We start from the raw sequence: 19,432 nt of genomic DNA on the forward strand, positions 1-19,432 counted from the left end.
CTGAAATGCCGCTAATGCAATCAATAAAAAGCCCGGCAGTTGAATAACTGCTGGGCTCGATAAAAAGTATAATTCTGGACGTTACTTGGTGCCGTACATGCGGTCGCCGGCGTCGCCGAGGCCGGGCACGATGTAGCCCTTCTCGTTCAGATGGCTGTCGATGGCTGCGGTAAAGACCGGCACGTCCGGATGCGCCTTGCGGAAGTTGGCGATGCCTTCGGGAGCAGCCAGCAGGCAGAGGAAGCGGATATTGTGCGCGCCGCGCTCCTTCAGCTTTTCGATCGCGGCGATCGAGGAATTGCCGGTCGCCAGCATCGGGTCGACGACGATGATGAGGCGTTCGGAGATATCCTCGGGCGCCTTGAAGTAATATTCAACCGGCTGCAGCGTTTCATGATCGCGATAGACGCCGATATGCGAGACGCGGGCCGAGGGCACGAGATCGAGCATACCTTCGAGCAGGCCGTTGCCGGCGCGCAGGATCGAGGCGAAGACCAGCTTCTTGCCTTCGAGGATCGGCGCATCCATCGGCTGCAGCGGCGTTTCGATGGTCTCGATCGTCAGTTCGAGGTCGCGCGTCACTTCGTAACAGAGCAGCGTCGAGATCTCGCGCAGCAGCCGGCGGAAGCTTCCCGTCGACGTGTCCTTCTTGCGCATGATTGTGAGCTTGTGCTGCACAAGCGGGTGATCGATGACAGTGACGCCGTCCATGGTTTCAGCCTTCCAGTAATTCCGTGATATGAGATGGTTCTTCCACGGAAATCGCCTCTGGTGCAAGAAAATAGGCCGCTTTGGCAGATTTCATCCCCAATCTGCGGCCAAAATCCTCGTTTTACAGCTTCGCAAGCAATGCTGCTCGTGTCGGCTCGTCCACAAAGGCCGCTTCGATTGCCGTGCGCGTCATCGCATTGATCTCGTCGTCGCTAAAGCCGAAGGCTGTCGAGGCCAGCTCATACTCGCGCTTCAGTGAGGTGTGGAAGAACGGCGGATCGTCGGAATTGATCGTGACCTTTACGCCGGCATCGCGCAGCTTGCGCAGCGGATGCGAGTGGAAGTCCGGGAAGACCTTGAGTGCGATGTTGGAGCCAGGGCAGACCTCCAGCACGGTGCCGAGATCGGCAAGGCGCTTGACGAGATCCGTATCCTCGATGGCGCGCACGCCATGGCCGATACGATCAGGGCGCACCAGCTCGACGGCATCGGCGACGGAAAAGGCGCCGCAGACCTCGCCGGCATGGATGGTGATGCCGAGGCCGGCCTCCCGGGCGATGTCGAAGGCGCGGGCATAATCGGCAACGCGGCCCATGCGCTCTTCGCCGGCCATGTTGAAGCCTGTTATCAGCGCATTGTCGCTCTTGGCGGCATATTCCGCTGCCTTCACCACGCGGTCCGGACCGAAATGGCGTTCGCCCGTCACGATGAGTCGTGCCTCGATGCCGGTCTTTGCCTTGGCGGCACGGATACCGGCCGAAACACCCACCATATAGGCGTCGGCGCCGAGGCCGATGCGGTCGCCATGGTCGGGCGAAACGATGAGCTCGCTATAGATCGTGCCGATGCCGGCAAGCTCTTCCAGATAGGTTTCCGTCAGCAGCGCATAGTCTTCCTCGGTGCGATAGACCTCGGAAACCTTGTCGTAGCAGACGAGGAATTCGGCAAAATCGTTCCAGAGATAAACGCCGTCCTTCAGGAAGACGCTGGTATCGACGCCGTATTTCTCTGCCTGCGCCAGCGTCAATGCCGGCGGGGCTGCGCCCTCCAGATGGCAGTGCAGCTCCACTTTCTTCAAATGCGATGTCAAAGGAAACTCCTCCCGTGCGGCCCGGCCGCAATTCCCAAATGTTTCGCGACCGTCTCACCGATATCGGCATAGGTCTGCTGGACGCCGATAGAACGGGAGCGAATGCCTGGTCCGTAAGCCATGACGGGCACGCGCTCGCGCGTGTGGTCCGTGCCGCGCCACGTGGGATCACACCCATGGTCGGCCGTCAGAATGACGAGATCGCCGGCCTTCAGCTTCTTATGTACCTCAGGCAGGCGCGCATCGAAGGCTTCGAGCGCTGCGGCATAGCCCGGCACGTCGCGGCGATGACCATAGAGCATGTCGAAATCGACGAAATTGGTGAAGACCAGATCGCCATCCTCGGCCTCGTCCATGGCCTTCAGCGTCGCATCCATCAGCGCCATGTTGCCATTGGCCTTGATGACCCTGGAAATACCCTGATGGGCAAAGATATCACCGATCTTGCCGACGGCATGCACCGTGCGTTCGGCCTTGACCAGGCGGTCGAGAAGCGTCGGTTCCGGCGGTAGCACCGAGAAATCGCGGCGGTTGCCGGTGCGCTCGAAGGTCGCCACCGTCTCGCCGATGAAGGGGCGGGCGATGACGCGGCCGATATTGTAGGAATCGAGAAGGGTCCGCACGATCTTGCAGAGGCCGATCAGCCGGTCGAGGCCGAAATGCTGCTCGTGCGCGGCGATCTGGAAGACGGAATCGGACGAGGTGTAGCAGATGGGCTTGCCGCTGCGGATGTGTTCTTCACCCAATCTTGCAATGATATCCGTGCCCGAGGCATGGCAATTGCCGAGAATGCCGGGCAAATCGGCTGCCTCGCAGATCGCCTTCACCAGCTCCGGCGGGAAGGCATCACCCTCGGCCGGAAAGTAACCCCAGTCGAACATAACGGGCGTGCCGGCGATCTCCCAATGACCCGATGGCGTATCCTTGCCGCGGGAGGTTTCGTTCGCACAGCCATAAAGGCCATATAGCTTTTCCGGCAAAGGCATGCCGGCGGGATAGCTGCCCGTTGCCGCTTTGGCGATCTCCAGCAGACCGAGGCCGGACATGACCGGCAGGGTAAGAGGGCCTTGGCGCAGGCCGTCGCGGTCGGCAGCGCCGGCGGCGCAGAACTCGGCGATATGGCCAAGCGTATCGGCACCCTCATCGCCATAGCTTGCCGCATCCGGGCCGCCGCCGACACCGAAAGAATCCAGAACCAAGAGAAAGGCGCGCGCCATAGATCACCCGATAAGAATGTCGTCGTCCCCCGGGGAGGTCTTCCGAGGTATAGGACGTCACCCATATAACGGAGGCATCGACTTGGCAATTTTCCGTTTTGGAGCAGCGCTTCAGCTACGGTTTCGCCGATCGGGCTCTCAGCAATCGCTGCAGCTGATCGAATTGCCGACGCGCTGTCGGTAGTAATATTGCCGGCTGATGGTGATCTGGCTGGTGCCGCTTGGCAGGAAATTGGCGCCGAAGCTCATGAGCTGATAGGGAAGGGCAAGCTCGCTGCGGACGAGGAAAGTGCTCGCCTGATTCATGTTGGCCGGCACCGTAACGGTCGAGCCAGCCGTGTAGGGCGTGGTTCCGTCCTGTGCCCAGGACCAGGCGATGGTCGCCTTGCCTGTGGTGTCGATCGCAATGCCGCTGATCTTCAGTGTCAGTCCGGTCGTGCTATAGGGCGCAAAGATCGCGCCGGCAACGGAAGGCATCGTCGCGAGCACGGACTTGGTGACCGACGATTGCTGCGAGATGATGTCCGCAATCGAACCCGCAGAACGGCTGGCACGTTTCGAGGCGTTCAGGCCGACGGTAAGCTCGAAGGCACCGAGATAGAGCATCAGCAGGACGGGAAAAAGAATGGCGAATTCGATCGCGCCGACACCGCGTTCGTCACGAGCGAAGCGTCTCAGGATACCGACGCGCGTACTTTCTTTCCCGGTCATGCTCTTGAGGCCGCTCACGGATAATTCTCGTTCTGAAAGGCCGCGGTTGCGACGATGAGATAGACTGACGCCGAGCCGTCGGTTGGATGCACGTTGGTGAGATAGGGGCGCAGCAGGTCCGTTATGATCTGCCAGCGATAATAGGCGCGCACCATGTTCAGCGACTTGGCGCCGCCGGGCGTAAAAGTGAACCCGGTGGTGCTGAGATCGGAATAAGGATCGGTCGACGACTTGCGCGGGATCGTCGTCGGCATGGACGCGAAACTCGAATAGCTCTCCACATCGAGGTAGAGGTTCGCCGGTGTTGCGACTTCAGTCGACGAGCAGGTGATCAGTACGGCAATCTCGTTGCAGAATGACTGCCGGAATTGCTGTGAAGTCGTGTTGGCTGCTGTAATCTGGCCCGTCCTGATCTGGCGCGCGAGAGCATCGACAGCGTTTGAAACGACCTGTTCCGCAGTAAAGGCGACGAAGGTTTCGATGATCGCAAAGACAATCAGAAAATAGGGGATTGCAAGCAAGGCAAATTCGATTGCTGCTGTCCCGTCCCGGGAGCGCACGAATTCACGCAAGCTGCCGCGGGCACTTCGCCGTGCAGGGCCTGTATTCGCGTGAAGGATATTGTCTGGCGTCATGGGAAGCCCGCGGCGATTTACACGCGGACGACACTAGAATTGCTTCCTTGATAATCCGTTTCTCTTCTCTCTTCATATTTAGAGGAAACTAGGATTATCGTTTGCTGCACAATTCTTTGAAAGTACTTTAGAATATTCGCGTTATCGAATGTAGTTATTGTCCGGCAGCAGCCGTTGGGGTCGTTGTCGTATTATTCTGCTGGGCATGCTGTTCGCAATTGGGCGTGCACGACAGTACGGCGCGATCCGTCTGGCGGAAAACGCGCACTGTATTGCCTTCGTCGATCGACACAAGAATCTGCTCGTCCACGATGGCATTGCCGTCGGCGTCGAGCAGGATGATGTTTGTCGTGCCGAAGCTGCGGCCGGTCAGCACAATGGTTTTCGGATCGGCGACCGTCGCGTCGGCGACTTGCGAGTTGCCGACGATGACCTTGCTGACGGGGCGATCAAGCTTCAATACGCGCGCGTGATCCATATAGACGCGCAGCATGCTTTCTCCGGCAGCGTGTGAAAGCTGCGGCATCATGCCGGCCATGGCGACAATGCCGGCAAGGAATGCTGTTCTGCCGCCGATTGGCATGATTTGGCCTCTTGGAAAGCGATAGTGGAAAGAATTTCTGGATAGAATGAGAAAGAATGGTGAATGAACGATTAAGGTCGTCTACCGCCATGCAATTATGGTGCAGGTGTCCCACGCAGACCTTCATCGCCACCTGATTGCGCAGATCATGTATTGTTTCGACCCAAATCGTATATCGCGCTAATATTCATACATCTAATAATTTCTATTCAGCTAAAGATTTTCTTTAAAAACGTACGGAATAACATGGAGATCACATTAACTATTCTATTTTCGCCTCTGTATTTACAGCACATTAACCTAATTCTTTAAAGCGATGGAAACGGCGGGAAGCTACCGTGCAACTCATCCGATCAACGGCAACAGTTGGCGGACGTGCTGTCAACAAAGTGGAGTTAAATTAATGTCCAAGCTTTTTTCGCGCTTCCTGAAGGATGAGTCGGGCGCAACCGCAATTGAATACGGCCTGATCGCTGCCCTGATCTCGGTTGCCATCATCACCGGTGCAACCACCCTGGGTAACACGCTGAGCACGACCTTCCAGAATATCTCGACCAAGATGAACACTGCTTCGGTCGCGCACTGATCGGAAAAACTACCGACACGGTATGTTTATCCCGGAAACCGCCCAGTAAAATGGGCGGTTTTATCTTCTGGTACGAGAAATTGGAACAACGTCATGCTTGAAGTCGCGACATTGCTAATTTTTCCACTTTGCATGTCGATCGCAGCGATCTCTGATCTGCTAACCATGACGATACCCAATCGTGTTTCTTTGGTACTTGCACTCGCATTTCTGGTGCTCGCGCCGGTTTTCGGCCTGCCGTTCGTAGAGATCGGCATGCATTTCGTCGGCGCCATAGCCGTCTTCCTGGCCTGCTTTGCCCTTTTCGCATTAAATGTGATGGGCGGAGGCGACGCGAAGCTTTTAGCTGCTGCAACACTTTGGTTCGGCTTTGATGCGTCGCTGGTGGAATTCCTCGCCTATGTCGCGTTTATCGGCGGCATGGTCACGTTTCTGATCGTTCTGCTTCGCTCGCAAGCGACGAGCATCATGGCAATCGGGCTTCCATTGCCGAATTCATTGTTGGTTGCAAAAAAAATCCCCTACGGCATTGCCATCGCCATCGGCGGCATTATGGCCTTTCCCTCTTCCCCGCTTTTGATCGCGGCGACGCACAGCATGTCTTGAGCCGGAAGCTGTCGAGTAAAATTAAACTCAAACATATATAATTTCTAATATACATCAAGTAATCATGGTTAAGTAACAATAAATGTAACCTCCCATTAACCATAATTACACCAATTGCCGGTCATTCTGCAGGGCGAAGAATCCTGTTCCTCAAGGAATGACCATGAAACCCGCTCGCATAATGATACTCGCAGTGGCAGCCGTCGCGGCCGGGATGGCCGGTCTGCTCGCGATGCGTCTGGCTGGTTCGCGCGATATCGTTCCCCAGCAGATTGCGGCGGTGGTGGAGAAGGAGGCAACGATCAATGTCCTCGTTGCCGGTGCCAATCTGCCGGTCGGTTCGCGTCTGAATGAACAATCGATCCATTGGATGCCCTGGCCGGAAAGCGGCATCGTCAAAGGCTTAATCACCGAACGCGAGCGGCCCGGTGCGCTGAAGGATATGACCGGCGCGGTTGTTCGCCTACCCATATTCGAGGGTGAGCCGATCCGCGAGGAAAAGGTCGCCGATTCCAACAGCCGTATCCTTTCCTCATTGCTGCCGGCAGGCAAGCGGGCCGTCGCCACCGAGATTTCCGTCGCTACCGGCGCGGGCGGTTTCATCCTTCCGAATGACCGTGTCGATGTCATCATGGTGCGCAAGGGTTCGCAGCAGCAACTCGTCACCGAAACCGTGCTCAGCAACGTTCGCGTGCTGGCTGTCGATCAGCAGATCGAGGAAAAGCAGGACGGAAGCAAGGCCGTCGTCGGCGCAACGGCGACGCTGGAGCTGACGCCGGACCAGACGAAGGTCCTGGCCGTCGCGCATCAGATGGCCGATCGCCTCACGCTGGCATTGCGCTCCGTTGCTGACGCGCAGCAGCCCGATACGACAGCGGCCGACTATTTGCTGGCCGGCGACAATGGCGGCAGCATGATCCAGGTCATCAAATCGGGAGCGATCGTGACCGACGGCCCAAGCGGGCCGAAACCGCAGTGAGAAGGGGCGAGACCATGTTAAAGACAAGCAAGAAAGCCAGCCTCCCCCTTGCCGTGAGCCTCTCCTTCTCGGTTGCCTTCGCCGGCCTGCCCTTGGCAGATGTCCCGGCCTTTCTGCGCATGCCCACCGCTTTTGCGGGCGGCTCAGACAGCATCGTCACGATAGCCGGCCTTGGCACGAAGCGCACATTGAAGCTTGGTCTCAACAAGGCGCTCGTCGTCGATCTGCCGGCCGATGCCCACGACATCCTTGTCTCCGATCCCAAGATGGCGGATGCGGTGACGCGGACCTCGCGCCGCATCTACCTTTTCGGCAAGACGGTCGGCCAGACCAACATCTTCATCTTCGGCGCCGACGGCAAGGAGATCGTCAGCCTCGATCTCCAGATCGAGCGCGACATTGCCGGCCTGCAGGCCAACCTCAAACGCTTCATTCCGGACTCCGATATCAACGTCGAGATCGTTTCCGACAACATCGTCATGACCGGTACGGTGCGTACGCCGCAGGATGCGACACGCGCCGAGCAGCTTGCACAGGCTTTCCTCAAAGGCGGCGAAGCGACGACCAGAAACCAGACTGCCTCGGGCAGCGGCGACAACAATGCGGTCGCCATCTTCGCCGAAGCGCGGCAGACGTCACAGATCGTCAACATGTTGCAGATCGAAGGCGAAGATCAGGTAACGCTCAAGGTGACCGTCGCCGAAATCAAGCGCAGCGTGCTGAAACAGATCGGCTTCGACAACCTTGTCAGCAACTCCTCTGGCCTGTCGGTCGCCCAACTCGGCAGTCCTGTCTCGGATGGGACGGCGGCAACCGGCGGCGGTGGTCTTGCAAGCTTGTTCAAAACCGCCATCGGCAAATACAGTATCAGTACTTATCTCAATGCTCTTGAGCAGGCTGGCGCCGTCCGTACGCTGGCTGAGCCGACGTTGACGGCGATCTCCGGCCAGGCCGCGACCTTCAATTCGGGCGGCCAGACCCTATACGCCGTCACGAACAAGGACGGGAGTGTCACGGTCACACCCTTCACCTATGGCATCAGTTTGGCCTTCACGCCTGTTGTGTTGTCCGCTGGACGAATCGCCCTGCATGTACAGACCCAGGTTTCCAATCCGGTTGGCACGGCTAACGCCGGCACGGCAACCTACAACCAGCGCGCCGCTGATACTTCGGTGGAGTTGCCGTCCGGCGGCTCAATCGCTTTGGCCGGTCTCTTGAGCGATACCATTCAGCAGACCACCAACGGTACGCCGGGTGCCTCGAAGATTCCAATCCTTGGCGCGCTGTTCCGCCAGAAGAGCTTTCAGCGCGACGAAACCGAGCTGGTCATCATCGCGACACCTTATCTGGTGCGTCCGGTCGCCCGCAGCCAGCTTGCCCGCCCTGACGACAATTTCTCGCCGAGCAACGATATCAGCGGCTTCTTCATGAATCGTGTCAACAAGATCTACGGCCGCAAGGACGGGCCGCCGGTCGCCGATGCCGATTTCCACGGCACTGTCGGCTTCATCTACAAGTGAGGGGACACCGACCATGAAGCGCGCCTTTTTAACCGGATTAACGAGAGATCTAAAAATGGCCAGCCCCGAACGTAATGCGCCTCGCATCGGCCGGCCCCGTTTCTCCCGGCTGGCTCTGATCGCACCGGTCCTGATCCTGACGGCTGCCGCCATCAGCGGCTGCGCCGATTCACGTGATCGCATGACGACCAGCGCCATCAACGACGATTATCGGCAGCGTCATCCGATCGTGTTGACGGAGAAGGAACACAATCTCGACATCCCGGTTGCCGCCAGCGACCGTCGTCTGACGACGGGAATGCGCGATACCGTCCGCGGATTTGTCCAGGATTATCGAGCTCATGCGAGCGGTACGGTCGAAATCCTTGCACCCAGGGGATCGATGAATTCGTTGGCGGCATCTACGTTGCGTCAGCAAATCCGCAGAGAGCTGGTTGCGAACGGCATCCCGTCGGCCCGCATCGTCGACAGCTACTATGGGGCCGGCGACCCGGGCGATGCAGCTCCGATCCGCCTGCGTTTCACAGCCACGACGGCTCTTACCAACAGCTGCGGCCAATGGCCGAATGATCTTTCCGACAACGCCTTCGACAATCAGAACTACTACAATTTCGGCTGTGCGACGCAGCGTAACCTGGCGGCGCAGGTCGCCAATCCGACGGATTTGATCTCACCCAGGGCTGTATCGCCGATCGATACCGATCAGCGCAGCAAGGTGATCGACAACTACCGCAACGGCTCGGTTCCCACGAGTACCGCTACGCTCGGCGGTTTCGGCGGCACTAGCCAATGATCATGGGACTCACGCGTCGGCGCAACGGGATGAAATCATGAACGCCATCGAATACGATATCGGCTCGACTCCCGCGGAAGCGGAGGAGGTCGCGCGCGCGGGCAATCTCGACAATTTGCGGCCGCTGCCGCGTATTTCCATACATGCCTTCTGTGAAAGCGAGCAGCTGCAGCAGGTGATGGACCAGTGCGCCAACGATCGGCGCATGTCCAGGGTGAGCCTCCGGATCACCAGCGGCGGCGTTGCGGCTGCGGCGAACATGTTCGCCTCGGCGCCGACCCCGAATCTGATCATTCTGGAGACGCGCGCCAATCCACGCGGCCTGCTGGCGGAACTCGAGCCGCTCGCCGCGGTCTGCGATCCGAGCACCAAGGTCATCATTGTCGGCTATCACAACGACATCGGTCTTTACCGCGAACTCATCCGCAACGGCATCTCCGAATATATCGTGCAGCCGACCGATATGGTCGATCTGATGACGGCGATGGCGTCGATCTTCATCGATCCCGATGCCGAGCCTCTGGGCCGCAGCATTGCTTTCATCGGCGCCAAGGGCGGGGTGGGTGCATCCACCATCGCCCATAATTGCGCTTTCGGAATTTCCAGCCTCTTTTCGACCGAAACCATCCTTGCCGATCTCGATCTGCCCTACGGCACCGCCAATATCGATTTCGACCAGGACCCCGCCCAGGGGATTGCCGAAGCCGTCTATGCGCCGGAGCGCCTCGACGAAGTCTTCCTCGACCGGTTGCTGACCAAATGCTCGCAGCATCTGTCGCTGCTGGCGGCCCCTTCGATGCTGGACCGCGCTTATGATTTCGAAGGGCAGGCTTTCCTGCCGGTGCTCGACGTTCTCCAGCGCAGCGCGCCGGTGGCGGTCCTCGATGTGCCCCACGTCTGGACGGAGTGGACACGCTCGGTGCTCGGCGCCGTAGACGAGGTCGTCATTTGCGCCGCGCCTGATCTCGCCAATCTGCGCAACGCCAAGAACCTGATCGATGCTCTGCGCAAGCTGCGGCCCAACGACAAGGCGCCGCACCTCATTCTCAATCAGGTCGGCATGCCGAAGCGCCCAGAGATCAATCCTGCGGAATTCTGCGCGCCGTTGGAGACGGACCCGATCGCCATCATACCTTTTGACATCAACCTTTTCGGCAATGCCGCCAACAGTGGGCAGATGATCTCCGAGACTGATCCGAAGTCGCCGATCGCGGAAACCTTCTCGCAGATATCGCACATCGTCACCGGGCGTGTTGCTTTGAAGAAGGCAAGAAAGGGCGGTTTGCTTGGTCTTTTGAAGCGAAAGTAACCCTATGATTTCGCATGGACTTTCGAAAGGTCGATCTTTCATGAAGGCCATGCAGCAGCAGTAGAATTGGATCGAAGACATGTTTGGCAAGCGCGGAAGTGAAGGTCCTGCAAAGAGCGGCGGCGCAATGCCTCCGCCGGCACCGGCGCGTGCTCCCACTCCTGCAGGTGGGCCAACGGCGCCGGCCGTGCTTATAGAGCCGTCGCGTGATGCCGCTCAGCCGCGTCAGCAGGTCGCTCCGCCGTCGATGCAGACGCCCAGCCGGCGTCGCACAGCGCGTACCGAAGAATATTACGATACGAAATCGCAGGTCTTCTCCGCACTCATCGATACGATCGACCTGTCGCAGCTCTCCAAGCTCGGCAACGAGGCCGCGCGCGAGGAAATTCGCGATATCGTCAACGATATCATCACAATCAAGAATTTCGCGATGTCGATCTCCGAGCAGGAGGAGCTGCTCGAGGATATCTGCAACGACGTGCTTGGCTATGGCCCGTTGGAGCCGCTGCTCGCCCGTGACGACATTGCCGATATCATGGTCAACGGCGCCGGCCAGACCTTCATCGAAGTCGGCGGCAAGACCGTCGAATCCGAAATCCGCTTTCGCGACAATTCCCAGCTCCTTTCCATTTGCCAGCGCATCGTCAGCCAGGTCGGCCGCCGCGTCGATGAATCCAGCCCCATCTGCGATGCGCGCCTGCCCGACGGTTCGCGTGTCAACGTCATCGCACCGCCGCTAGCGATCGACGGGCCGGCGCTCACCATTCGTAAGTTCAAGAAGGACAAGCTGACGCTCGATCAGCTCGTCCGCTTCGGCGCCATCACGCCGGAAGGCGCGACCCTGCTACAGATCATCGGCCGCGTGCGATGCAACGTCGTCATTTCAGGCGGCACGGGCTCGGGCAAGACAACGCTTCTGAACTGCTTGACCAACTATATCGACCGCGACGAACGCGTTATCACCTGCGAAGACACCGCCGAACTGCAACTGCAGCAGCCGCATGTCGTGCGTCTTGAAACCCGCCCGCCCAACATCGAAGGCGAGGGCGAGATCACCATGCGCGATCTCGTCAAGAACTGCCTGCGTATGCGCCCCGAACGCATCATCGTCGGCGAAGTGCGCGGGCCTGAGGTTTTCGACCTGTTGCAGGCGATGAACACGGGTCACGACGGTTCCATGGGCACGATCCACGCCAATACGCCGCGCGAATGCCTGAGCCGCATGGAATCGATGATCGCCATGGGCGGTTTCAGCCTGCCGGCCAAGACGGTGCGTGAGATCATCTCCAGCTCCGTCGACGTCGTCATTCAGGCTGCCCGCCTGCGTGACGGTTCGCGCCGTATCACCCAGATCACCGAGGTGATCGGCATGGAAGGTGATGTGATCATCACCCAGGATCTGATGCGCTACGAGATCGAGGGAGAAGATGCGAACGGCCGGCTCATTGGACGGCACGTCTCCACCGGCATCGGCAAGCCGCATTTCTGGGATCGTGCCCGCTACTATAACGAGGAACGGCGCCTGGCAGCCGCCCTCGATGAGATGGAACAGAAGGCGCAATAGGGTTTACGATGTTTGGTATCGATCCGATAGTGCTGTTGATTGTCCTGCTGACGGCGGTTTCCGCCGCCGCGGTCTGCTACGGCATTCTCTATTCGCGGATCGAAACACAGAAGAAGGCGCAAGGCCGGGTCAACCGGGTCAAGCAGGCCGAAACCGACCGCGTCAAGGTCAAGGCTGCGCGTGATCGCGTCCAGGAAATGTCCAAACGGCGCAAATCGGTGCAGGATACGCTGAAAGATCTGGAGCGGCGTCAGTCCGAAAACACGAAGAAGAAGCAGTCGCTGAAGGCACGTCTGGCGCAGGCCGGCCTGTCGTTGACGCCGTCTCGCTTCTACATCTTCAGCGTGCTCTTCGGCCTTTTCGTCATGTTGGTTTTTTTCATCGTTGGTGCGCCGCCTCTCGTCATTTTGGGAATGTTCTTTGCGTCCGCCTTCGGCCTGCCGCGCTGGGTCATCGGCTTCCTCATCAAGCGCCGGCAAAGCAAGTTTCTCGAAGAGTTTCCGAACGCACTTGATGTCATCACGCGCTCGCTTCGCTCGGGCCTGCCGCTCAACGATGCAGTGCGGTTGGTCGCTGGCGAGGCGCGGGAGCCGGTCAAGACGGAGTTTCGGCGGGTGGTCGAAGCGCAGCAGGTCGGTCTTAGCATGTCAGATGCCTGCGCACGCATCTCAAACCATATGCCGCTCCAGGAAGTAAATTTCTTCTCGATCGTCATCGCCATTCAGGCCCAGGCGGGCGGTAACCTGTCGGAAGCTTTGGGCAACCTCTCGAAGGTGCTGCGCGAGCGCAAGAAGATGAAGGCAAAGGTCAAGGCATTGTCGATGGAGGCCAAGGCATCCGCCGTCATCATCGGCGCTCTGCCCTTCATCGTGATGCTGCTCGTCTATCTGACGTCGCCGCAATACATGTTGATCCTGTTCACCGATCCGCGCGGCCATCTGATCTTGATTGCAGCCGCCATTTGGATGTCGATCGGCATCTTCATCATGCGCAACATGGTCAATTTCGAGATCTGAGCGGAAGGAGCCGCGTAGCCCATGTCCGATCTGGCTGCCAATTTGACCGATCCCGGCACCCTTCTTGCCGTTGTGGTCGCCATTGCCGTCTTCGCGACCTTCTATACGATCGCGATACCGCTGCTGGAGCGCGGAGATCTCAGCAAGCGCATGAAGGCCGTGTCGACGGAGCGCGAACAGATTCGCGCCCGCGAGCGCGCGCGGCTCAGCGCCGATGGTGGCAAGGCATCGCTACGCAGCCACAACAATCGAAACGTCAGACAGATCGTCGAGCGGTTCAACCTGCGCAATGCGCTTGTCGATGCCAATACCGTCAATCGCTTGCGGTCTGCCGGCCTGCGCTCGGAAAATGCGCTCAACATGTTCCTGGTGGCGCGATTCCTGCTGCCCTTCCTGTTTCTGGCGGTTGCGATCGTCGTTGTCTTCGTTCTCGGCTGGTTTGCCGCAAAGCCCCTGCCGATCCGTCTGCTTGGTGTCATCGGTTTCGCCTATCTGGGCTTCTACGCGCCGAACATCTATATCTCCAATCTGGTGACCAAGCGCCAGAAATCGATCAAGCGCGCCTGGCCGGATGCTCTCGACCTGATGTTGATCTGCGTGGAGTCTGGCATATCCATCGAGGCTGGCATGCATCGCGTGTCCGAGGAAATGGCGGAGCAATCCCCGGCGCTCGCCGAGGAGATGGTGCTGACCACGGCCGAGCTTTCCTTCCTGCAGGATCGCCGCACCGCCTTTGACAATCTCGCTGCCCGTACGCAGATCGAGCTCGTCAAATCGGTTACGCAGGCGCTCATCCAGGCCGAACGCTATGGCACGCCGCTCTCGCAGGCTTTGCGCGTCATGGCGCAGGAAGGCCGCGACGAGCGCATGAACGAGGCGGAAAAGAAGGCGGCTGCGCTGCCGCCAAAGCTCACCGTACCGATGATCGTCTTCTTCCTGCCGGTCCTGATGGCGGTCATTCTCGGCCCGGCGATCATTCAGGCAATGGACAAATTCTGAGCCACCGACTTGCTCGCGGCATGCGGGCATGATTATCTTCCATGCAATGTCGCCGATTGGCGTCAGGCGCATCGTTTCCGAAAGGCGCCGGGCGTTCGTGTCGACCATCTTGGGAGGTCTCGCATGTCATCCTTGGCAATATTTTTCAGCGTCATCGCAGCGGTCTTCATCGGCGCGGTGAGCCCTGGCCCGAGCTTCGTGCTCGTTTCGCGCATCGCTGTTTCCCGCTCGCGCAAGGCAGGCCTTGCCGCGGCCTTCGGCATGGGAACGGGCAGCGTCATTTTCGCGACCTTGGCCCTGTTCGGCTTGAGCGCATTGCTGATGAAAGTCGAATGGCTGTATCTGGCGCTGAAGGTCGCCGGTGGTCTCTATCTGATCTATATCGGCATCCGCATCTGGCGCGGCGCCGCAGACGATCTTCCCATCGATACGCCTGCGACGCCGGCTGCAGGCGGTGTGATGCGTAATTTCCTCTTTGCGCTCGGCACGCAGCTCAGCAATCCGAAGACGGCGATTTTCTACGGCAGTATCTTTGCCGCACTTCTGCCGGCGGCTCCGGCTCCCTGGCTGCTGTTTACGGTTCCGCCCGCGGTCTTCCTGGTCGAGGTGGGCTGGTACACGGTGGTAACGATGGCCTTTTCTTCGAACCGGCCGCGCGCAATCTATCTCGGTGCGAAGTTATGGATAGATCGGGTGGCCGGTGTTGTGATGGGCGCGCTCGGCGCTCGGCTTGTCGCCGAGGGGCTGCCGCGCCACATCTGGCGCTAAACGGCTGTGGTTGCCGGGCGTTTGCCTGAACCGATTGGCGGATGATTTCCGTTTTCGAAAGCTGCGCGGGAAAGCCGTGACGGCTCTCCTGCTCTATTGCTGGGCTATTTTCCTGGTGTCGCCGCTGGCGGCAAGCTTCTGCCAGGAATTTTGCTGTGCCAGCATGCCGCGCAGATAGGCGACGTTGGCGTTTGCCTGTTGCGGCGTCAGTTCCTGGCGGGCGATTTGTTCAGCTTCCGCAAAGCGGCCCTGCAGGCCGACGACGAGCGCCAGATTCTGGCGTACGCGGCTATCGGCACCCGGTTGGGACACGGCGGTGCGGAGATAGTTTTCCGCATTCTTGAGATCGCCGGTCAGCACATAGGACATGCCGAGATTGGAAAGGATCGTCGGCTCGTTCGGGGCCAGCACAAGGGCATCGCGATATTTGGCCCGAGCATCGGTGGAGCGTCCGAGCTGATCGAGGATCGCGCCCTGCGCCGAAACCAGCCGCCAGTCAGGCCGGTCCGGCAGCTGTGCGCGGTCGATGGTCGAGAGCGCTTCGTCGAGCTGCCCTGCTGACGCCTGCGCCTTGCCATAGGCCGCAAGCACGCCGCGATCGCTCGGATTGGCGATCGCCACCTGCTGCATGACGGCAAGCGCCTGGTCGTTGCGGCCGCTCATGCGCAGCGCATTGGCGTAGTTGACGCCGGCATCGCGATCCTTGGGATTGGCGTCATAGGCCTTGCCATACGTCGCGGTTGCCTGCGCCAGAGCAGTGCTGTTCATCGTATCGAGAGATTGCGATGTCTTCGGAATCGAGCCCGTCGTAATCCGGTCTTTTCCGGTCGTCGAGCAGCTTGCGAGCGCAAGCGCCAGAAGCGCGGCTGAAACTCCCCGGAAAAGAATGGTTCTGAATGAAGACGAAGTTGAGACGGCGGGCATGTCGCTTATCCCTGAATTCCTTATAGTCTTGCGCCAGGCCTAGAATCGGAACAGGGAAAGGTTCGACGCAATGTTCGCTCCAGCAATAATCTGTTAACCCTAACAGACGGTTAACTCTCGATTCCCTGAAGTCCCCGATTCCCTGAAGTCATCGTCAAAGGATAGTCATGGCCCCCTATCAATTCATCGAGCGCGCGACGCCTTTCAATTCGAAGGGTGGCGCGACCTTGCCGATCTTTGCCGTTACCCCGGCGCATATCGAGACCGGCACCATCGATCCCATCGCGCTCGATTGGGCTCGCAAGGCCGGTTATAAGGCCGAAAGCGGATCGTTGCTGTTGATCCCGACCTCCGAAGGGCATCTAGGTGGAGCCTTGTTCGGCCTCGGCTCCAATCCGTCCGAGCAGCCCTTCCTCACGGGCAAGCTGGCGCGCAGCCTGCCGGCCGGCGACTGGCATATCGAGACGGCTCCGTTGACGGCAAACCGGCTCTCACTTGGCTTCGGTCTCGGCAGCTACCGCTTCGATCGTTACAAATCGGAGAAAGCAGCGGCGCCGACGCTGATGATCCCGCGTGATGCCGATGCCGCCGATATCAAGCGCCAGCTCGCCGGCGTCTTCCTGGCGCGCGATCTCATCAATACCCCGACCAACGATATGGGGCCGGAGCAGCTCGAAGCCGCCTTCCGGGCGCTTGCCGAGCACTACAAGGCGGAAATGTCCGTCATCATCGGCGACGATCTGCTGAAGGAAAATTTCCCGCTCGTGCATACTGTGGGACGTGCGAGCGCCGATGCGCCGCGCCTGCTGGAACTGCGCTGGGGCAAGAAGGGCCATCGCCGCATCACCCTGGTTGGCAAGGGTGTCTGCTTCGACACTGGCGGCCTCGATATCAAGCCGGCATCCTCGATGCTGCTGATGAAGAAGGACATGGGGGGTGCGGCCAACGTCATGGGCCTAGCGCTGATGATCATGGACGCCAAGCTGAAGGTCGACCTCCGCGTCATCATTCCAGTCGTCGAGAACTCGATCTCGGCCAATGCCTTCCGTCCCGGCGATATCTATAAAAGCCGCAAGGGTCTGACGGTGCAGATCGACAATACCGATGCCGAGGGACGGTTGATTCTCGCCGACGCGCTCGCCTATGCCGACGAGGATGCGCCTGATCTGATGATCGACATGGCGACGCTGACGGGCGCTGCCCGCGTCGCGCTCGGCCCCGACTTGCCGCCCTTCTTCACCGACGATGCGGAGCTTGCTAGTGATTTGACGGAAGCAAGCCTGGAGACGGATGACCCGCTGTGGCGGATGCCGCTTTATATGGGCTACGACAGGGATATCCGCACCAAATTCGCCGATATCACCAATGCGCCTGCCGGCGGCATGGCGGGCTCCATCACCGCCGCCCTGTTCCTCAAGCGCTTCGTGACGAAGACGCCGAGCTGGGTGCATTTCGACATTTTCGGATGGGCGCCAAGCGAACGGCCGCATTCTCCAGGTGGTGGCGAGGCGCAGGCGATCCGGGCGCTGTATCACCATATCAGGCAGAGCGTGCGGTAGGTCATTGTTATTCCCTCTCCCCGCGTTGCGAGGAGAGGGTTAGGGTGAGGGGCCAGGCACGTAAGCGCAACAAAGTCGGGCTGACCTGACCAGCGACAATAACCGGACCGAGAGGATGGCTATGCTCTTCGCGCCGGCAGTCCAGCGAACCCCCCTCATCCGAGCCCTCCACCTTTCGCTTCGCTCAATGTCTCGGTCCCACCTTCTCCCCGCATTGCGGGGAGAAGGGGTCAATGAATTCCCCTTGAAACCGCCATGATCTTGATCGAGACTGGAACGGCAGCGTAACGAATCTCGGGGTTGCCCTTGTCGCTTGAACTCACCGCCTCGCAGGCTCTAGGCCTCTGGCATGGCGTGACGCTCGCTCAGGTGCGCCGCGAGGATCATGATTTGACGCTGCGGCAGACGGCGATCCTGCTGCAGATCTATCTCGTGCCGCCACCCCATACCGTCCGCGGTCTGGCCGCGACCCTTGGCGTCACCAAGCCGGTCATAACAAGGGCGCTTGACACCATGGGTGTGATGGGATTGGTCGATCGTGTCCGCGATGAGCGCGATCGCCGCAACGTCATCATTAAGCGAACGGTCACCGGCGCGCTCTATCTTGAAAAACTCGGTGATCTCGTCATCGAGCACGGCCGCAAATTGTAACCTCAGGAATTTCGTCATGACGCTCGACCGCCGTCTCAATGCTTTCAGGCCGGATCTCGCCGAAGCTTCCCTCAAGGGCAAAGTCGAGGCCGAGCGCTTCGTCGAGGGCAGCAGTGCACGCGTCACGGTACCGGTCATCGCGCTTCGGCCGAAGCCGGGTCTTGCCTCGGGCATCGATACCGAGCTGCTGATGGGCGAAGAGGTGACGGTGTTCGAGCGCCGCGACGGCTGGTGCTGGGTCAAGGCGCTGTCAGACGGCTATGTCGGCTACCTTCCTGAGCCGGCGATCAAGGAAGGCACGGCAGCGCCAACCCATGTCGTCATTCCCCAGCGTACCTTCCTCTATCCGGAGCCGGAGTTGCGCAAGCCGCATGCCGCAGTCCTCTCCATGGGCAGCCTCGTGCATGTGACCGGCACGGCTGAGGCGCGCGGCAATCATTACGTCGTGCTCGAAGATGGCACGGCGATCTTCGCCAAGCACGTCCAGCCGATCGGCGACAATCGGGGCGGCGACTTTGTCGATGTCGCCTTGCGCTTCCTGGAGACACCCTATCTGTGGGGCGGCCGCTCCGGCCTCGGCATCGATTGCTCCGGCCTCGTACAGCTTGCGCTGTCAATGACGGGCCGTGCCGCTCCGCGCGACACCGACATGCAGGCCGCCGGCCTCGGCCGGCCGATCGACCGCGAGGAGTTGAAGCACGGCGATTTCGTCTTCTGGAAGGGGCATGTCGCGATCATGGAAGATCCGGAAACCATTGTTCACGCCAACGGCCACACGATGACGGTCGCTCGCGAGAATTTCGCCGCCGCTATCGAACGCATCGGCTGGCTCTATGAACGGCCGACGGGCTACCGCCGTTTCATCGGCTGATTGCGTGCCGGAACCGTCTTTTTGCCCGCTCGTTATCTCTCTGATCGAGATATCCTACCGAGAGGAGAAAACTCATGCCCATTACGGCCATGGAAAAGACGGTTCGGGATATTCTGTTCGACAATCACTTGCGCAAAAGTGGCAAGATCGAAAGGCTGCGCGAGCTGCGCAGCGAGGCTCGCGCTATCCAGCGTGCCGGCAGCGAAAGCTCGATGAGCGCCGATGACGGACTTCAGGATGATTTGCGCGTGATTGAAAAGGCATTGCACGATCTGGATGCCGATGTCTCGCACAAGGGCGCTGCGACCTTGTAGCCGCAGCGCCTCCGGCATTCCCAATA

General features: G+C 59.6%; 21 protein-coding genes. 14 read left to right on the forward strand and 7 right to left on the reverse strand.

Annotation, left to right across the window (positions count from 1 at the left end; translation table 11 throughout):
* Positions 1-81: 81 nt before the first annotated feature.
* The 6 genes from upp to AC13Q5_RS31495 all read right to left on the reverse strand — a co-directional run bounded on the left by upp (position 82) and on the right by AC13Q5_RS31495 (position 4,947).
* The gene (gene upp / locus AC13Q5_RS31470; protein ID WP_015338410.1) at positions 82-711 is read right to left on the reverse strand and encodes a uracil phosphoribosyltransferase; all 630 of its coding nucleotides are present in this window, start codon (positions 709-711) and stop codon (positions 82-84) included.
* Positions 712-832: 121 nt separating this feature from the next.
* Positions 833-1,801, reverse strand: a complete 969-nt coding sequence (locus AC13Q5_RS31475; protein WP_488504327.1) for an adenosine deaminase — start codon at positions 1,799-1,801, stop codon at positions 833-835.
* On the reverse strand, positions 1,798-3,018 hold the full coding sequence (locus AC13Q5_RS31480) for a phosphopentomutase (protein ID WP_488504328.1): 1,221 nt from the start codon (positions 3,016-3,018) through the stop codon (positions 1,798-1,800). The genes AC13Q5_RS31475 and AC13Q5_RS31480 overlap by 4 nt, the downstream gene beginning before the upstream one ends.
* Positions 3,019-3,156: 138 nt before the next feature.
* Positions 3,157-3,729, reverse strand: a complete 573-nt coding sequence (locus AC13Q5_RS31485) for a TadE/TadG family type IV pilus assembly protein (RefSeq protein ID WP_075856479.1) — start codon at positions 3,727-3,729, stop codon at positions 3,157-3,159.
* A gap of 14 nt (positions 3,730-3,743) precedes the next feature.
* A complete protein-coding gene (locus AC13Q5_RS31490; RefSeq protein WP_488504329.1) occupies positions 3,744-4,364 on the reverse strand; it encodes a TadE/TadG family type IV pilus assembly protein in 621 nt (206 codons plus the stop codon).
* Between the two features lie 154 nt (positions 4,365-4,518).
* A complete protein-coding gene (locus tag AC13Q5_RS31495; protein WP_075856379.1) occupies positions 4,519-4,947 on the reverse strand; it encodes a pilus assembly protein N-terminal domain-containing protein in 429 nt (142 codons plus the stop codon).
* 403 nt (positions 4,948-5,350) lie between these two features.
* Between AC13Q5_RS31495 and AC13Q5_RS31500 the strand changes: the two genes are divergently transcribed.
* The 10 genes from AC13Q5_RS31500 (at position 5,351) to AC13Q5_RS31545 (ending at position 15,087) form a co-directional block, all read left to right on the forward strand.
* A complete protein-coding gene (locus tag AC13Q5_RS31500; RefSeq protein WP_075856378.1) occupies positions 5,351-5,533 on the forward strand; it encodes a Flp family type IVb pilin in 183 nt (60 codons plus the stop codon).
* Positions 5,534-5,626: 93 nt separating this feature from the next.
* The gene (locus AC13Q5_RS31505) at positions 5,627-6,139 is read left to right on the forward strand and encodes an A24 family peptidase (protein ID WP_457880930.1); all 513 of its coding nucleotides are present in this window, start codon (positions 5,627-5,629) and stop codon (positions 6,137-6,139) included.
* A gap of 163 nt (positions 6,140-6,302) precedes the next feature.
* Positions 6,303-7,118 carry a Flp pilus assembly protein CpaB gene (gene cpaB, locus AC13Q5_RS31510; protein WP_075856376.1) on the forward strand — a complete coding sequence of 272 codons (816 nt, stop codon included), beginning with the start codon at positions 6,303-6,305 and terminating at the stop codon, positions 7,116-7,118.
* A 14-nt stretch (positions 7,119-7,132) separates the two neighbouring features.
* Positions 7,133-8,638, forward strand: coding sequence for a type II and III secretion system protein family protein (locus tag AC13Q5_RS31515; protein ID WP_488504330.1), 1,506 nt, complete (start codon positions 7,133-7,135; stop codon positions 8,636-8,638).
* A gap of 55 nt (positions 8,639-8,693) precedes the next feature.
* Positions 8,694-9,431: a CpaD family pilus assembly protein gene (locus AC13Q5_RS31520; protein WP_075856374.1), complete on the forward strand. Its 738-nt coding sequence runs from the start codon at positions 8,694-8,696 to the stop codon at positions 9,429-9,431.
* Between the two features lie 37 nt (positions 9,432-9,468).
* The gene (locus tag AC13Q5_RS31525; protein WP_075856373.1) at positions 9,469-10,740 is read left to right on the forward strand and encodes a CpaE/TadZ family protein; all 1,272 of its coding nucleotides are present in this window, start codon (positions 9,469-9,471) and stop codon (positions 10,738-10,740) included.
* A 79-nt stretch (positions 10,741-10,819) separates the two neighbouring features.
* Positions 10,820-12,304 (forward strand): TadA family conjugal transfer-associated ATPase, encoded by a 1,485-nt coding sequence (locus AC13Q5_RS31530; protein ID WP_075856372.1) that lies wholly within the window; start codon positions 10,820-10,822, stop codon positions 12,302-12,304.
* An 8-nt stretch (positions 12,305-12,312) separates the two neighbouring features.
* Positions 12,313-13,320 (forward strand): type II secretion system F family protein, encoded by a 1,008-nt coding sequence (locus AC13Q5_RS31535; RefSeq protein ID WP_075856371.1) that lies wholly within the window; start codon positions 12,313-12,315, stop codon positions 13,318-13,320.
* A 21-nt stretch (positions 13,321-13,341) separates the two neighbouring features.
* Complete coding sequence (locus tag AC13Q5_RS31540; protein WP_457880923.1) at positions 13,342-14,319, forward strand: type II secretion system F family protein; 978 nt, start codon at positions 13,342-13,344, stop codon at positions 14,317-14,319.
* Between the two features lie 123 nt (positions 14,320-14,442).
* Positions 14,443-15,087 carry a LysE family translocator gene (locus AC13Q5_RS31545; protein WP_349957130.1) on the forward strand — a complete coding sequence of 215 codons (645 nt, stop codon included), beginning with the start codon at positions 14,443-14,445 and terminating at the stop codon, positions 15,085-15,087.
* Positions 15,088-15,180: 93 nt separating this feature from the next.
* Here AC13Q5_RS31545 and AC13Q5_RS31550 read toward each other — a convergent pair whose 3' ends face one another.
* Positions 15,181-16,011, reverse strand: a complete 831-nt coding sequence (locus AC13Q5_RS31550) for a tetratricopeptide repeat protein (RefSeq protein WP_488504331.1) — start codon at positions 16,009-16,011, stop codon at positions 15,181-15,183.
* A gap of 167 nt (positions 16,012-16,178) precedes the next feature.
* Here AC13Q5_RS31550 and AC13Q5_RS31555 point away from each other — a divergent pair, with 167 nt between their 5' ends.
* From AC13Q5_RS31555 to AC13Q5_RS31570, 4 genes are all read left to right on the forward strand, one after another.
* On the forward strand, positions 16,179-17,570 hold the full coding sequence (locus AC13Q5_RS31555; protein ID WP_075856367.1) for a leucyl aminopeptidase family protein: 1,392 nt from the start codon (positions 16,179-16,181) through the stop codon (positions 17,568-17,570).
* A gap of 306 nt (positions 17,571-17,876) precedes the next feature.
* Positions 17,877-18,221, forward strand: a complete 345-nt coding sequence (locus AC13Q5_RS31560) for a MarR family transcriptional regulator (RefSeq protein ID WP_075856366.1) — start codon at positions 17,877-17,879, stop codon at positions 18,219-18,221.
* Positions 18,222-18,237: 16 nt separating this feature from the next.
* A complete protein-coding gene (locus AC13Q5_RS31565) occupies positions 18,238-19,092 on the forward strand; it encodes a C40 family peptidase (RefSeq protein ID WP_488504332.1) in 855 nt (284 codons plus the stop codon).
* Between the two features lie 74 nt (positions 19,093-19,166).
* Positions 19,167-19,406: a hypothetical protein gene (locus AC13Q5_RS31570; RefSeq protein ID WP_488504333.1), complete on the forward strand. Its 240-nt coding sequence runs from the start codon at positions 19,167-19,169 to the stop codon at positions 19,404-19,406.
* Positions 19,407-19,432: the final 26 nt, after the last annotated feature.

It is taken from the genome of Martinezella sp. CNPSo 3964 (assembly GCF_057784375.1).